Origin of the sequence: Rhodococcus oryzae (assembly GCF_005049235.1) — a bacterium.
GTDB lineage: Bacteria > Actinomycetota > Actinomycetes > Mycobacteriales > Mycobacteriaceae > Rhodococcus_G > Rhodococcus_G oryzae.
This window is the reverse complement of sequence record NZ_SUMD01000003.1, coordinates 331,468-345,421: the sequence shown is the minus strand read 5'-3', so window position 1 is coordinate 345,421 and position 13,954 is coordinate 331,468. Positions and strand designations below refer to the sequence as shown.

The 13,954-nt window shown below is 70.1% G+C and carries 14 protein-coding genes; all 14 read right to left on the bottom strand.

What is annotated here, in order from left to right:
* Nucleotides 1–19: 19 nt before the first annotated feature.
* The 14 genes from FCG67_RS07880 to FCG67_RS07815 all read right to left on the bottom strand — a co-directional run bounded on the left by FCG67_RS07880 (nucleotide 20) and on the right by FCG67_RS07815 (nucleotide 13,926).
* Entirely contained in the window at nucleotides 20–1,828 is a 1,809-nt protein-coding gene (locus FCG67_RS07880; protein WP_136908700.1) for a glycoside hydrolase, read from the bottom strand.
* A gap of 188 nt (nucleotides 1,829–2,016) precedes the next feature.
* Nucleotides 2,017–3,306 (bottom strand): HAMP domain-containing sensor histidine kinase, encoded by a 1,290-nt coding sequence (locus tag FCG67_RS07875; protein ID WP_136908698.1) that lies wholly within the window; start codon nucleotides 3,304–3,306, stop codon nucleotides 2,017–2,019.
* A gap of 29 nt (nucleotides 3,307–3,335) precedes the next feature.
* Nucleotides 3,336–4,001 (bottom strand): response regulator transcription factor, encoded by a 666-nt coding sequence (locus FCG67_RS07870; protein ID WP_246044926.1) that lies wholly within the window; start codon nucleotides 3,999–4,001, stop codon nucleotides 3,336–3,338.
* Nucleotides 4,002–4,088: 87 nt separating this feature from the next.
* A complete protein-coding gene (locus tag FCG67_RS07865) occupies nucleotides 4,089–4,979 on the bottom strand; it encodes an alpha/beta fold hydrolase (RefSeq protein WP_136908694.1) in 891 nt (296 codons plus the stop codon).
* 246 nt (nucleotides 4,980–5,225) lie between these two features.
* On the bottom strand, nucleotides 5,226–6,731 hold the full coding sequence (locus tag FCG67_RS07860) for a flavin-containing monooxygenase (protein WP_246044925.1): 1,506 nt from the start codon (nucleotides 6,729–6,731) through the stop codon (nucleotides 5,226–5,228).
* Between the two features lie 77 nt (nucleotides 6,732–6,808).
* The gene (locus tag FCG67_RS07855; protein WP_211243142.1) at nucleotides 6,809–9,016 is read right to left on the bottom strand and encodes a heavy metal translocating P-type ATPase; all 2,208 of its coding nucleotides are present in this window, start codon (nucleotides 9,014–9,016) and stop codon (nucleotides 6,809–6,811) included.
* Nucleotides 9,013–9,216 carry a heavy-metal-associated domain-containing protein gene (locus tag FCG67_RS07850; RefSeq protein ID WP_136908692.1) on the bottom strand — a complete coding sequence of 68 codons (204 nt, stop codon included), beginning with the start codon at nucleotides 9,214–9,216 and terminating at the stop codon, nucleotides 9,013–9,015. The genes FCG67_RS07855 and FCG67_RS07850 overlap by 4 nt, the downstream gene beginning before the upstream one ends.
* Before the next feature lie 10 nt (nucleotides 9,217–9,226).
* Nucleotides 9,227–9,508 (bottom strand): metal-sensitive transcriptional regulator, encoded by a 282-nt coding sequence (locus tag FCG67_RS07845; protein ID WP_072842629.1) that lies wholly within the window; start codon nucleotides 9,506–9,508, stop codon nucleotides 9,227–9,229.
* Between the two features lie 57 nt (nucleotides 9,509–9,565).
* Nucleotides 9,566–9,811: a hypothetical protein gene (locus FCG67_RS07840; protein WP_246044924.1), complete on the bottom strand. Its 246-nt coding sequence runs from the start codon at nucleotides 9,809–9,811 to the stop codon at nucleotides 9,566–9,568.
* On the bottom strand, nucleotides 9,808–10,305 hold the full coding sequence (locus FCG67_RS07835; RefSeq protein ID WP_136908690.1) for a hypothetical protein: 498 nt from the start codon (nucleotides 10,303–10,305) through the stop codon (nucleotides 9,808–9,810). Before FCG67_RS07835 ends, FCG67_RS07840 begins: the two co-directional genes overlap by 4 nt.
* A complete protein-coding gene (locus tag FCG67_RS07830; RefSeq protein WP_136908689.1) occupies nucleotides 10,298–10,729 on the bottom strand; it encodes a hypothetical protein in 432 nt (143 codons plus the stop codon). The genes FCG67_RS07835 and FCG67_RS07830 overlap by 8 nt, the downstream gene beginning before the upstream one ends.
* A 5-nt stretch (nucleotides 10,730–10,734) precedes the next feature.
* Nucleotides 10,735–11,286 carry a hypothetical protein gene (locus FCG67_RS07825; RefSeq protein WP_246044923.1) on the bottom strand — a complete coding sequence of 184 codons (552 nt, stop codon included), beginning with the start codon at nucleotides 11,284–11,286 and terminating at the stop codon, nucleotides 10,735–10,737.
* Nucleotides 11,287–11,302: 16 nt separating this feature from the next.
* Nucleotides 11,303–12,277, bottom strand: a complete 975-nt coding sequence (gene hemB / locus FCG67_RS07820; RefSeq protein ID WP_136909059.1) for a porphobilinogen synthase — start codon at nucleotides 12,275–12,277, stop codon at nucleotides 11,303–11,305.
* 77 nt (nucleotides 12,278–12,354) lie between these two features.
* Complete coding sequence (locus FCG67_RS07815; protein WP_077040658.1) at nucleotides 12,355–13,926, bottom strand: bifunctional uroporphyrinogen-III C-methyltransferase/uroporphyrinogen-III synthase; 1,572 nt, start codon at nucleotides 13,924–13,926, stop codon at nucleotides 12,355–12,357.
* Between the last annotated feature and the right edge of the window lie 28 nt (nucleotides 13,927–13,954).

Genomic DNA, 13,954 nt, shown 5'->3' with positions numbered 1-13,954 from the left:
GCCCGGCCGCGGCGCCTCGTCACGGACACAGCGTCGTCACCTCGCCGCCGATCGATGCGGCCACGCAGCCCGGCTGCACCGCTCCGAGGTCGGCATCCTCGAAGGCGCGATCGCCGAAGTTCGCCGTGACCTCGAGCATTCCGTCGCCGAAGGTGGTGCGCTGCACCGTGCGGTCCTCGGTCAGCCAGCGGAAGTCGGTCATCGGCTCGGTCCCGGCTGCCTCCTGGATGGTGGCGAAGAACTTCTGCATGGTCGCCATCCGCGGACCCTCTTCGGCGATGGTCTGTGCGTTCAGGGCGTAGTTCAACGGGGTGTTGTAGAGCATCGCGAGCAGCGCGCGGGCGGTCTGCTCGGACGGCAGCTTGTTGAAGGACAGCTCCCACCGATCCGTGCTGACCACCGAATCGTGCAGCACCGTCTCGTACAGCGGCACACGGTACCTCGGGTCGAACATCCCGGTTCGCAGCTTCGCGGGCAGCTCGACCGGCTTGAAGAAGGCCGCCGGTCCGTTCTTCCCCCAGTACGCACCCCACGTCGCCTTGTCCCGCTCCACCTTCCAGAGGTCGTTCAGCACCGGCGTGCTCGAGCCGTGGCTGAAGGACACGACGCCGTTGGCCCACGACCCCACCGTCTCCGATCCCAGCACCAGGTCCTCGCCGATCACCCCCATCCGATCGAGGCGGTTCTGCCGGTCCCCGGACTGGGTCATGGGGTGGTCGGGACTGTGATCGTCGAACACCTCGCCCATCGCATCCACGTCGAGGAAGTAGCTGTTCGCGCCGTTGTCCACCTTCGCGGCGACCCGACTCGCCAGCAGATCCGGGCGCGCGGCCAGCGCCTGGGAGCTCAGATAGCAGCCCCGGCCGCCGAATCCGCCCACCCGCTCGCCGTTCTCGTCGACGACGCAGTCCCCCGGCCACACCCCGTCGGGCCATCGGGACGACGGATTGTCGACCTCGCCCGCCGGGTCCTGCGCGTTACCGAAGGTGTCGTACGGGCCGACGAGATAGCCGGCGGCCGTTGCGGTCTCGACGGCCTCCCTGCTCATCGGCTGCTCGTCCGAGTCGTAGCCCAGCCACATCCTCGAGATGCCGAGCTCCTCGAGCCTGCGCATCGCCTCGGGCGTGCGGCCGTCTCCCCACAGGTAGGCGTGGAAGGCGCCGACGAGCTTCTCGGTGTCCGGGTTCGCCGCGATCTTCTGCTTCAGGGTGCGCAGGCCGCCCTGCTGCAGCAGCAGCGCGCGGTAGTCCTTGGCGGCCGCCACCGGCGATCCGTCGGTGACCGACAGCGCCACGGTGTACGTGCCGGTGTCCCTGGCCTCACTGAACTCGTGCACGGACGTGCTGCGCAGCCGGCCGTCGACCGAGCTGAACTCCAACGTGGTGCCGATGTCGGTCGGGACAAGGTAGCTCGCGCCGAGAGCGCCTGCGCTGTATCCCCAGAACGGCATGGTCAGGTCCTGCAGCCGCTCGCCCTCCTCCCCGACCAGGCCGGTGCCGGGGTCGTTCCAGAAGGCGTCGTCGACCGGGATGCTCAGCCCCTCACCCCGCGGCAGCTGCAGGTCCCGCGCACCGGCGCCCGTGACCGGCCACGCCAGCTCCTGATCGCCGCGGCCGGTCATGTCGACGACGAGCCGACCGTCGCGGGCGGTCGCCGTGACGTCGAGACCGCGCTCGGGATACGACCAGTGCGCGCCGGCGGTGTCCACCGAGATCCCCCCTGGTGTGCCCAGGTCCGTCGCCGCGGCGGCGGACAGCTCGATGGGACCGCGAACGGTCAGGTCGTTCACGTCGACCCGCGCCTCACCCCCGGCAATCGGCACGATCACCGAGCTCCCGTCCACACGGATCGCCGAATCAGACTGCCCTGCAGAACATCCCGATGCCGCAAGCGCCAATGCCGCGGCCCCAACCGTTGCCGTCGCGACAGCTCGAGTCGATTTCAGTGCTCTCATGACCAGCGAAGGTAGGCGCCGAACGTTAGAAGAAGATCAGAGCGCGCCGAGCCGCGGGCGGCTCACCGGGAGGGTGGCAACCGCACCGTGAAGAGCGCGCCACCGTCGGGTGCGTTCGCCGCGGTGATCACCGCCCCGTGCGCTCGGGCGATCTGCTGCGCCATGGCGAGACCGAGCCCGGACCCCGCGGTGCCCCGCGTGCGCGCCGATCGGTAGAAGCGCTCGAAGACCAGGCCCAGGTCCGCCTCGTCGATGCCGGGGCCGTGATCGCGCACCGTGAGGACGCCCTCCGCCAGGGTGATGTCGACCGCGCCGCCTGCCACGGTGAACTTGGCCGCGTTGTCGACGAGGTTCGAGACGAGCTTCGCCAGCCGCGCGCGAGTTCCGTGCACGGTGTGCGCGCCGACCGAGACCCGGAAGTCGATCACCGGCCAGTGCGCGCGGGCGGCCTCGACCACCTCCACCACGACATCGTCGAACGCCACGTCCTCGGTCGCGATGTCCGGTTCGGATCCCTGTGCGAGGCCGACGATGTCGTCGATCAGCGTGCGCATGTCGGCGGTGCTGCGTGCCAGCGCCGCCCGCACCCTGGTCTGCTGCTCGGCGGTCAACCCGTCGCCTCTCGCCAATAGCTCGGCGTTCGCGATGATCCCCGTCAACGGTGTCCTCAGCTCATGCGAGGCGTCGGAGACGAGCTGACGCTGAGCTCGGAGGGAGTCGTCGAGGGCCCGAAGCATGGTGTTGATCGATTCGCCGAGTTGCGCCAGTTCGTCGGACCCGTCCACGACGATCTCCCGACTCGGATCGCGTTCCTTCGCGACCCACTGCGCCTCGCGGGAGAGTCGGGCGACCGGGCGCAGGGTGTAGCGCGCCACCGCGTAGCCGAGCGCGGCGCTGATCACGATGCCGACGCCGCACAGCAACGCCAGGAACCGGGCGATCTGGTCCAGCGCCCGGAATTGCTGATCGGCGCGGACGGCGACCAACAGCGCACCGCCGTCCAGCAGCGGGGTCACGTACATCCGACCGGGAAGGCCCACGAGATCGATATTGGTCAGGAATGGATCCGACTCGCCTCTGATGACGGCGTCGACGCCCTCCGGTTCCGGCAACACGACGGGCCGCTCGTCCACGGTGTCGAGCACCTCGAAACACGCGGGCGAGGCGAGGGTCGCGCATTCGGTCCCATCACCCAGATCCTTGCCCGCATGCAGTTGCAGCTGCAGCGCGGTCGCCTCCCGGATCAGCCCGAGGTCCAGGCTCCGGTACACCTCACGAGAAGAGATCCAGTAGGCCCCCGCCGCGCAGGCGAGCACCACCGCCGCCACCGCTAGCGACGTGACGATCGCCATGCGCGTCCGCAGCGGCAGGCGGCCCCGCCTCACGGCGGCGCCAACCGATAGCCGAGTCCGCGGACTGTCTGGATGATGCGCGGCTCGCCGCCCGATTCCAGCTTCGTGCGGAGATAGCTGACGTAGACGGCCAGCGAATTGGACTGGGGTCCGAAGTCGTGCCCCCAGACCCGGTCGGTGATGACCTCTCGCGTCAGCGTCTGACCGGCATTGGCCATCAGCAGCTCGAGCAGCGCGAACTCGGTCTGCGTGAATTCGATGCTCCTACCCGACCGGACGCCACGACGTGTCTCCGGGTCGATCGTGAGGTCCCCGAATTCCACGGCCTCGGGGGGTGCCGCCCGGCGCAGCAGGGCCCGCACCCGGGCCGCGAGTTCATCGATGTCGAAGGGCTTCGGCAAGTAGTCGTCCGCGCCTGCGTCGAGTCCGGCGATCCTGTCGCCCACCTCGGAGCGGGCCGTCAGCACCAGGATCGGGATCCGATCGCCCTGCCCCCGCAGCAGCCGGCACACCGACAGCCCGTCGACACCCGGCATCATGACGTCGAGGACCATCGCCGCGAAGGGGTCCTGCGCGAGTGCCGCCAGCGCCGCACTCCCGTCGCCGACCGACCGCACCTGGTGTCCGTCGAGTTCGAGCGCGGTCACGACGGCCTCGCGCACCGAGGGATCGTCGTCGACGACAAGGATCATCACCCCATCGTGCCCGACGTCAGCTCGATACGGGCCGGACCGCACGGGCGACCCGGCGGTGTCACGTCCCGGTTCGGCGGAGCCGGGAACCTACCGAGTCACCATGCGAGGTGGTTTTACCGCCGAGGTCGCGTTTGTGCTGAGGAACTCGTCGAGGACGCGGTAGAAGAGGTCCGGTTCGTCCAACTGCGGGAAATGCCCTGCGCCGCGAAATATCTCGACGCGACTGTTCGGCACTTCCCGTCGGACGTTGTCGGCGTGGGACGCGGGGATCATCGTGTCCCGGCCGCCCCAGATGAGCAGCGACGCGATGGTGTCGAACCTCGAGAAGTGCTGCGTGGCGCTGACCGTCTGACCGCGCGGCCCCACGACCGCACGGGCGGACGCCAGGAATGCCGCGCGGGTGGGCTTGTCTGCCACCGTTCCGAACGACCGCCAGGTCTCGGCGACGCTAGGGCTGGGCTGGAACGGCAGCCGGAGTCGACCCAGCTGCGCGAGGGCGGCCTCGGTGTTTCGCCTGACCCAGTCGGAGGCGAGGACCGGCAGGACCAGCTCGCTTCCCGGCAGGGTGGCGGCCTTGAGGAACGGGCTCACCTCACGCCCGAGTCCACCGCTACTCACCAGGCAGAGGCTGTCGACCCGCTCGGGAAACAGGTATGTCATCTGCATGGAGATCCCGCCGCCAAGCGAATGCCCCACAAAGGTCGCCGCCGAGATGTCGAGATGTTCCATCAGGTCGCGGACAGTCGCGGCGTGGGCACTGAGGGAGTAGTCACCGGACGGTTTGTCCGATTGACCGTGACCGAAGAGGTCGGGAGCAATGACGCGATAGTTCTTGGCCAGCTTGTCGATCTGCGGGCCCCAGGACTCGTGCGATCCGAGCAGTCCGTGCACGAGCACGATGGGAGGTCCGTCTCCGACGTCTACGTACTTGAGTACATCGTTGTGAAGAACCAGGGACTTCAGATCATTCCGTGGCATCGCTACCTTCTTCCTCAGTGCACAGACGTTCACCTGGATGACGGGCTGAATATCGGAACCAGCCGCCCTCACCCAGGAGTGCCGGGCTGCCGAAATTGAGATTCCAGGCCCGTGATTCAGACGACATCGTCCACACGGAATCGCTATCAGTGAACGACCGTACACCGAACAGTGTCCCACCACAGCGCCCGAATCTGTCAACTGAAGGTAAGGGAACAATCACCGGAGACCGCGCCATGACCGTCGTCACTGACCGCTTAAGGAATCTTGAGGAGGTTTGAGTAACTCGTGGCCGCCGCGGTCCACGCGTCGCGTCCGCAACCAGTACTGCCACGAGAAGCCGGGCCAGATGGAGTGGTTGACGCCGCGGGCATCCACGTACCAACTCCTGCAGCCGCCGGTGCTCCAGACCCCGTCGGCGAGCCGCACGTGCAGGTCGTCATGAAATGCGGCCTGCACCTCCGGGCGGACATCCAGCGCGTTCGCGCCCTCGCGGTCCACCAGATTCATCGCCCTGAGCGCGTAGCTCACCTGCGCCTCGATCATGAAAACGACCGAGTTGTGTCCGAGACCGGTATTCGGTCCGGTCAGGAAGAACGCGTTGGGAAGGCCCGACACCGAGATCCCCAGGTGCGCCCTGATCCCGTCCCGCTGCCACAGCTCCTGCAGGCTGACGCCGTCGCGCCCGACGAGCGGCAGCCGGGCCAGCGAGCCGGCAACCCGGAACCCGGTCGCGTACACGATGACGTCCGCCGCGCGCTTCGTCCCGTCCTCGGTGACGATGCCGGCCGGCGTGATCTCGGCGATCGGGTCAACGATCAGCTCCGTGCCCGGCCTGGTCAGTGCCGGGAGATAGTTGTCGGAGCGCAGGATTCGCTTGCAGCCGATCCGGTAGTCCGGGGTGAGTTTCGCCCGAAGGGCGGGGTCAGGGACCTGACGCCGGAGGTGCCGCTTCGCCCGCCACTCCATCGGTCGGGTCAGGGCGGGGCGCCGGTTGAGACCCACGGCCAGGAGTTCGGCGTTCCAGTAGGTCAGGCTCCTGACGAGTCGGCGGAGCAGCGGGGCCCGCCCGACAGTGCGCGCGAGCCGCCCGGCCTCCCGGCGCGGCAACACCCAGGGCGGCGTGCGCTGGTACAGCTGGACCGAGCCGGCCACGGCCGCGATCTCGGGCACCATCTGGATCGCGCTCGCGCCGGTTCCGATGACCGCGACCCGCTTGCCGGCGAGGTCGACGCTGTGGTCCCATCGCGCCGAATGAAACGCGGGTCCGCCGAAGGACGCGGCCCCCGGCGTCTTCGGCACCTTGGGCAGATGGAGGGCTCCGGTGCCGACCACCAGGTACTGCGCGACGAACTCCCGGCCAGTGGTGGTGAACAGGTGCCACCGCCCGTCGACCTCGTCCCAGTGACCGCGCTCGACCTCGACGCCGAATTCGATCTTGTCCCGGAGGCCGTACTTGACGCTCACCCTGCGCAGGTAGCTGAGGATCTCCGGCTGCGATGCCCGGACACCGCCCCACGCCTGCTGCTCGAAGGAGTACGAGTAGAGGGCGGACGGCACGTCGCACTCGCAGCCGGGGTAGGTGTTCTCCCGCCAGGTGCCGCCGACATCCCCGGCCTTCTCGAGCACGATGAAGTCGTCATGACCCGCCCGGGTCAGGCCTGCCGCCATGCCGAGCCCGGCGAAACCCGCCCCGATCACCACCACCCGGGTGTGCCGGACCTCGCCACGACCTGCCCCTGCCTGCTTCACCGATCTCCCTGCCCTCACGCCAACTTGAACAGTGTTCAAGTTGGCATGCGGTCAGCGCAAATCGGTGGACTTGGGCGTCAGCGGAATCTCCGCAACCGCAGACTGTTCCCCACCACGAACACCGAGGACAGCGCCATCGCCGCGCCTGCGATCATCGGGTTCAGCAGGCCGAGCGCGGCCAGCGGGATGGCCGCGACGTTGTAGGCGAACGCCCAGAACAGGTTCGCCCTGATGGTGCCGAGCGTGGCCCGCGAGAGCCGGATCGCCTGCGGCACCGAGCGCAGGTCGCCGCGCACCAGGGTCAGGTCGCCCGCCTCGATCGCGGCGTCCGTCCCGGTTCCCATCGCCAGCCCGACGTCCGCGGTGGCGAGCGCCGCCGCGTCGTTCACGCCGTCGCCCACCATGGCGACGACGGCACCCTCGGCCTGCAGGCCCGCCACGTGCGCGACCTTGTCGGCGGGCATGACCTCCGCGATCACCCGGTCGATGCCGACGCTCCGCGCCACCGCGTGCCCGACCTCGGCGCGATCGCCGGTCAACAGCACCGGGGTCATGCCGAGCGCCACGATCTGCGCGACGGCCTCCGCGCTGGTGGGCTTGACGGCGTCGGCGACCGTGATGGCGCCACGGATCGCGCCGTCCCAGGCCACCGCGACGGTGGTGCGCCCGGCCCCGAACACCGACCGCAGCTCCGCCGGGATCGGGCCCTCCGGCCGGCCGACGCTGACCCGGACCCCCTCGACCAGGCCGACGACGCCGATGCCGGGGCGGTTCTCGAATTCCGTCACCGACGGCGCCGGGCCGCCCGCGACAGCGATCGCCCGGGCCACCGGGTGTTCCGACGCGCCCTCCACCGCGGCCGCCAGCGCCAGCACTCGATCGGGGCTCTCGCCGTGCGCCGCGACCACCTCGTCGAGCGTCATCCGGCCCGTGGTGACGGTGCCGGTCTTGTCCAGCACGACGGTGTCGATCCGCTTGGTCTGCTCGAGCACCTCGGGCCCCCTGATCAGGATGCCCAGCTGGGCGCCGCGACCGGTGCCCACCAAAAGCGCGGTGGGCGTGGCCAGTCCGAGCGCACAGGGGCAGGCCACGATGAGCACCGCGACCGCGGCGGTGAAGGCCTCCGTCGCGGCGTGCCCGGTGACCAGCCAGCCCGTCAGTGTCGCCGCCGCGACGACCAGCACCACCGGGACGAACACCGCCGACACCCGGTCCGCGAGCCGCGCCACCGCCGCCTTGCCGTTCTGCGCCTCGGTGACGAGCGCGGCGATGTGGGCCAACTGGGTGTCGGCGCCGACCCTCTCGGCCCGCACCACGAGTCGCCCGTTGGTGTTCACGGTGCCGCCGACGACGGCATCGCCGCCGGAGACCTCAATCGGCACCGACTCACCGGTGACCGTCGACGCGTCCACGGCCGCGGCGCCCTCGAGCACCCGTCCGTCGGTTGCGATCTTCTCCCCCGGCCGCACCACGAATCGGTCCCCGACCCGCAACTCGCTCACCGGGATTCGTCGCTCGGCGTCGGCTCGCAGCACCGTCACGTCCTTGGCGCCGACCTCGATCAGCGCCCGCAGCGCGGCGCCCGCACGGCGCTTGGCCCGCGATTCCGCGTACCGGCCCGCGAGCAGGAAGACGGTGACCGCGGCGGAGACCTCGAGATAGATCTGTCCCGCGGGGTCGTGCGCGCCGAGTCGCAGCGTGAACTCGTGGGTCATCCCGATCTGCCCCGCGGTGCCGAACACCAACGCCCACAACGACCATCCGTACGCGGCAAGGGTGCCGAGCGAGACGAGCGTGTCCATCGTCGAGCTGCCGTGACGGGCGTTCGTCAGCGCGGCCCGGTGGAACGGATAGCCGCCCCAGAACACCACCAAGGTGGTCAGCGCCAGCGCCACCCATTGCCAGTAGTCGAACTGCAGCGTCGGGATCATCGACAGCGCGACGACCGGGACGGCGGCCAGCGCCGAGATCGCCAGGCGCCTGCCGAGGTGATCCGGCATCGGTTCCGCGGGCCCGGCAGCGGCGGGGCCGGCAGGCAACGACACGGCCGCGGAGTAGCCCGCCGACTCGACCGCGGACACCAGTTCGGCGGGCTGCACGCCCGCCGGATAGCGAACGTGGGCCCGCTCGGTGGCGAAATTGACGGTGGCGCGGACGCCGTCGATCTTCGCCAGCTTGCGCTCGATCCGGTTCGCGCAGGAGGCGCACGTCATCCCGCCGAGATCCAGATCGAGCTCGCGCTCCGCGACGGTGTCCAACGCGCCTCGGCCCGCGGCGGCGGTCATGGCGCCAGCTCGTAGCCCGCCTCTTCGACCGCCTCTGCGACGGCCCGCGGGTCGAGCTCGGACTCGCTGGTCACACGGACCGCTCCGGTGGCCAGGTCGACGAGCACCTCGGTGACGCCGGCGATGGCGCCGACCTCCTCGGTGACCGAGGAGACGCAATGCCCACAGGTCATGCCCGTGACCGTGTATGTGCTCTGCATCGTGTCTCTCCTAGGACCGGACGAGGCGGGCGATCGCGTCCGAGGCCTCTTTGACCTTCGCGTCGGCCTCCGGGCCGCCCTTCTTGGCCGCCTCGACGACGCAGCCCGCGAGGTGCGCGTCCATCAGTTTCAGCGAGACCGACTGCAGCGCCTTCGTCGCCGCCGACACCTGGGTCAGGATGTCGATGCAGTACCGATCGTCGTCGACCATCCGCGAGATGCCCGCGACCTGTCCCTCGATGCGGCGAAGCCGCTTGAGGAGGTCGTCCTTCTCCGGGGAGTATCCGTTCATGCCCCTACCATACCCCCCGTGGGTACTAGCCGCCAGGGCGGGCCGCTGTTCGACCGGTCACTGCGGACCGCCGCGGTCCCGCCTCCGGACCACGTCGATCACCAACAACCCGGCCACGATCACCAGCACGGTCGCCGCCCCGATCCAGGTGCCCGAGTAGTGCGTGCCGGTGAACGCGGGGGCGCCGTCCATCGCGGGTGCGAAGTCCGAGGTCTGCACTCCCCGGTTCCAGCACCAGATCGCGGCCACGGTCGCGAGCACCGCCAGGGCGAGCTCCACGATCCGCGTCATCCGTTCGCTCACCGCTCACCGTCCTCCGCCTCGTCCACCTCGTCCGCCACCAGCTGCTCCAATTCGGTGCGCAGCCCGTCACCGTCCCGCGCCCACGCCCGCACCACCGAACCGTCCCGCAGCCGCAAGCCGATCGCGGTACGGCGCCGCGGCACCCCGGACAGCTCGCCGAGCGACGGGGCGCTCTCCCACGGCTCCAGATCCTCGGCGAACGGATCCGCCTCGGGCAGCACCCCGACGATATCGGCCACCTCGACGGTCTCGGCGCCGTTGCGCAGCACCGCCGGGGTGAGCAGCACGCTCGCGTGCCGCCGGGCCGCCACCACCTGAAGGGTGACCAGCCCCGCGAGCAGCACGGCGAACAGCGCCAGCCCGAGCCAGTGCACACCCGAACCGATGATCGCCTCCACCACGAGCACGACCAGGCACAGCGCCGGGCCGAGCGCGACCAGCCACCACCGTCCGCCCGGTTCCTCGAACAGGATCCGCTCGGCCGCGTCACTCACCGGCAAACCACGCCGCCGAGGACCTCAGGTAGACGAGCACGCTCGCCACCAGCGCGAGCAACGAGACCAGCAGCGTCGGCACCTGACCAAGACCGGTCGCCAGCAGCCCGAGCTGCAGCACGAAGAACACCGCCGACAGCGCGACGACCGCCCGCCGAAATCGCGGATCCCCCGCCCTGGTCGGCCCAGCCATCAGCCCGACGCCGAGGCCGGTCAGCAGCGAGACGGCGCCGGAGCCACGCAGCAGCACGATGAACTCGTCCACGCTGTCGGGGTTCGCACCGCGCTCCACCAGTTCCTCCCGTATAGCGGTGCCGGGAGATGTCAGGGCCAACAGCCCGAAGAGCACCAGCAGCGCCGCACAGACCAGCCACAGCCAGTACGCGACATCGACCGGGCGAGGACGGGCCTGCGCGTCACCCACGACGGCTACTGCGCCTTCGGTCCGGGCACGAAGTACTGGTTCGACTCGCTCCGGTGCATCAGGATCACCGCACCGACGGACAGCACCGCCTGCAGGATGCCCGCCCCGCCCGCGACCATCCCGGCCACGCCGCCACCGGCGCCGAGCCCGAACAGCGCGGGGATCGCGAAGAAGACCATCGTCACGCCGATCATGGTCACCAGCATCCGGGCCCAGTTCCTGCCGCTGCGCATCTTGAACACGAACAGCAGGTACAGGCCGGTCAACGCCAGCCCGAGCAGCGCAGTGACGCCGAGCCCGACCAGCAGCAGACCCTCAGCCGCCGAGGCGCTGATCTCCACCGTCGGATCCTGGGCGTGCACGTCCTTGATCAGCTGATCGGCGAAGGTCTTCCGATCCGCTGCCACCATCGCGAGGGTGGCGAACAGGTTCACCACACCGAGAGCGGCGACCCCACACAGCAGCTGGAAGGCGGTACCCACGTCGACGGGCACCGCGGGTCGCGGGTCCTGCGCGACGGGGCCGGTCGGGGGCGCTGGCGGCCATGGGGCGGTCATGACACCACCGTAACCATCACAACCGGGCTGCGAACTCGGCGGCCCAGTAGGTCAGCACGATGTCCGCACCCGCGCGACGGATACTGAGCAGCGACTCCAGCACGGCAGCGTCGCGGTCGATCCAGCCGTTCTGCGCGGCGGCGGTGATCATCGAGTACTCACCCGAGATCTGGTAAGCCGCAACGGGAACCGTCGACATGTCGGCGACCTCACGCAGCACGTCGAGGTACGACATGGCCGGCTTCACCATCACCATGTCCGCGCCCTCGTCCAGGTCCAGGTCGACCTCGCGCAGTGACTCGCGCCGGTTGGCGGCGTCCTGCTGGTAGGTGCGGCGATCCCCGGACAGCGACGACCCGACGGCCTCGCGGAAGGGTCCGTAGAAGGCCGACGCGTACTTGGCGGAGTACGCCAGGATGCCCGTGTCCTGATGGCCGGCGTCGTCGAGACCCTCGCGGATCGCGGCGATCTGTCCGTCCATCATTCCGCTCGGCCCGAGCAGGTGCGCCCCGGACTCGGCCTGCGCGACCGCCATGTCGACGTAGCGGGTCAGCGTCGCGTCGTTGTCGACCCGACCGTCCGCCGCGAGCACCCCGCAGTGGCCGTGATCGGTGAACTCGTCGAGGCAGGTGTCCGCCATGATCACGGTGGAGTCGCCGAGCTCGGCGCGGAGCACGCGCAGTGCCCGGTTCAGGATGCCGTCGGGATCGGTCGCACCCGAACCGTTGGCGTCCTTGTCCTCGGTCCGGGGGACGCCGAAGAGCATCAGCCCGCCGACACCCGCCTCGACCGCCTCGGTGGCGGCGCGGGTCAGGGAGCCGAGGGTGTGCTGGAAGACGCCGGGCATCGAACTGATCTCGCGCGGCTCGTCGATGCCGTCCGCGACGAACATCGGCAGCACCAGATGCCGTGGCTCCAGCGAGGTCTCGGCGACGAGGCGACGCAGCGCCGGGGTGGCGCGCAGGCGTCGGGGACGTTCGGCGGGAAAGATGGATGCCCTCCTTCGTCGGGCCTGTGAGTCCTTCTGGCCCGCATGGGGACCAGAAGGACTCACGGGCGCGTCAGCGCCTAGCGCCTACGGGACTTCTTGCGCGGGGGCGGCAGCGCGCCCTCGGCACGCAGCCGGGCGGCGTGCTCGGCGAGCGCCTCCACCAGCGGGCCGACCTGAGCGGTCTCGGGCTGCACATCGACCCGGAGGCCGAACTCGATCGCGGTCTCCGCGGTCTTCGGCCCGATGCACGCCACCAGCGTGCGGGCGTGCGGCTTGCCGGCGATGCCGACCAGGTTGCGCACGGTGGAGGACGAGGTGAAGCAGACCGCGTCGAACCCACCGGTCTTGATCATCTCGCGGGTCTCGGCCGGCGGCGGCGCCGCCCGGACGGTGCGGTAGGCCGTGACGTCGTCGATCTCCCAGCCGCGCTGGCGTAGGCCCTCGGCCAGGGTCTCGGTGGCGATGTCGGCGCGGGGCAGCAGCACCCGGTTGACCGGATCGAAGACGTCGTCGTACGGCGCGAACTCGGCCAGCAGACCCTCGCTGGACTGCTCGCCGGACGGCACCAGCTCGGGGTTGATGCCGAACGAGCGCACCTTGTCCGCGGTGGCCTCGCCGACGCAGGCGATCTTCACGCCGGAGAACGCGCGGGCGTCGAGCCCGAACTCCTCGAACTTCTCCCAGACCGCGCGCACCGCGTTGGTGGAGGTGAAGACCACCCACTGGTAGCGGCCGTCGACCAGGCCCTTGACCGAGCGCTCCATCTGCGCGGGGCTGCGCGGCGGCTCGACCGCGATCGTCGGAACCTCGATGGGGATGGCGCCGTGCGTGACGAGGCGATCGCTCATCTCGCTGGCCTGCTCCTTGGTGCGCGGCACCAGGACGGTCCAGCCGTACAGGGCGCGCGACTCCCACCAGGACATCTTGCTGCGCTGGCTGACCACCTTGCCGACGGTCACGATCAGCGAACCGACCAGCTCGGAGCCGGCCTCGTTCAGCGTCGCGAGGGTGGCCTCGACGGTGCGCTGCTGGCAGGTGGTGCCGCGGACGGTGATCGCGGCGGGCGTCTGCGGGGCCAGTCCGTTCTCGACCAGCTCGCTCGCGGTCTCCGCGAGGTGGCCGGCCGTGGCGTGCAGCACCAGCGGTCCCGGCGCCGCGGCCAGCGCAGCCCAGTCGACCTCGCCGCGCACGTCGACCTCGGTGTGACCGGAGCCCAGCGGCATGCCCGCGTAGCTCGGCACCGCGGATCCGGCGGGCAGGCCCGGCAGGATCTCGAACTGCACCTGGGTCCGTGCCACCGCGGTGACCTCGGCGATCACCGAATCTGTTGTGAGCGGGTCGCCGGAGACCAGGCGGACCACGTCGTGCCCGTTCTTGGCCTCGGCCACCAGCGTCTTGGCGACCTCGGCCGGCTCGCCGAGCGCGGGGCGCACCTCGAACGGCGGGTTCTCGGGGTCGATCTCCTCACCCTTGACCAGCAGTCCGGTGCCGACCAGCGCGGTCACGCCCTTGTCGACGTCGGGATCCGTGAACGCCAGGGTGGCGGCCGCGAGGACGTCGCGCGCCCGGACGGTGAGCAACGCCGGGTCGCCCGGGCCGGAGCCCACGAACAGGATCCGTCCGGGGGTGTTCTTGCGGACTCGGCTCATCGGTTGTTCTCCAGTGCGTTCATGTGTC

Coding starts and splice junctions, on each gene's coding strand:
- FCG67_RS07875 (WP_136908698.1), bottom strand. CDS start 3,306: ATGGCGATCGTCACGTCGCTAGCGGTGGCGGCGGTGGTGCTCGCCTGC.
- FCG67_RS07865 (WP_136908694.1), bottom strand. CDS start 4,979: ATGCCACGGAATGATCTGAAGTCCCTGGTTCTTCACAACGATGTACTC.
- FCG67_RS07855 (WP_211243142.1), bottom strand. CDS start 9,016: ATGACCGCCGCCGCGGGCCGAGGCGCGTTGGACACCGTCGCGGAGCGC.
- FCG67_RS07850 (WP_136908692.1), bottom strand. CDS start 9,216: ATGCAGAGCACATACACGGTCACGGGCATGACCTGTGGGCATTGCGTC.
- FCG67_RS07845 (WP_072842629.1), bottom strand. CDS start 9,508: ATGAACGGATACTCCCCGGAGAAGGACGACCTCCTCAAGCGGCTTCGC.
- FCG67_RS07825 (WP_246044923.1), bottom strand. CDS start 11,286: ATGACCGCCCCATGGCCGCCAGCGCCCCCGACCGGCCCCGTCGCGCAG.
- FCG67_RS07815 (WP_077040658.1), bottom strand. CDS start 13,926: ATGAGCCGAGTCCGCAAGAACACCCCCGGACGGATCCTGTTCGTGGGC.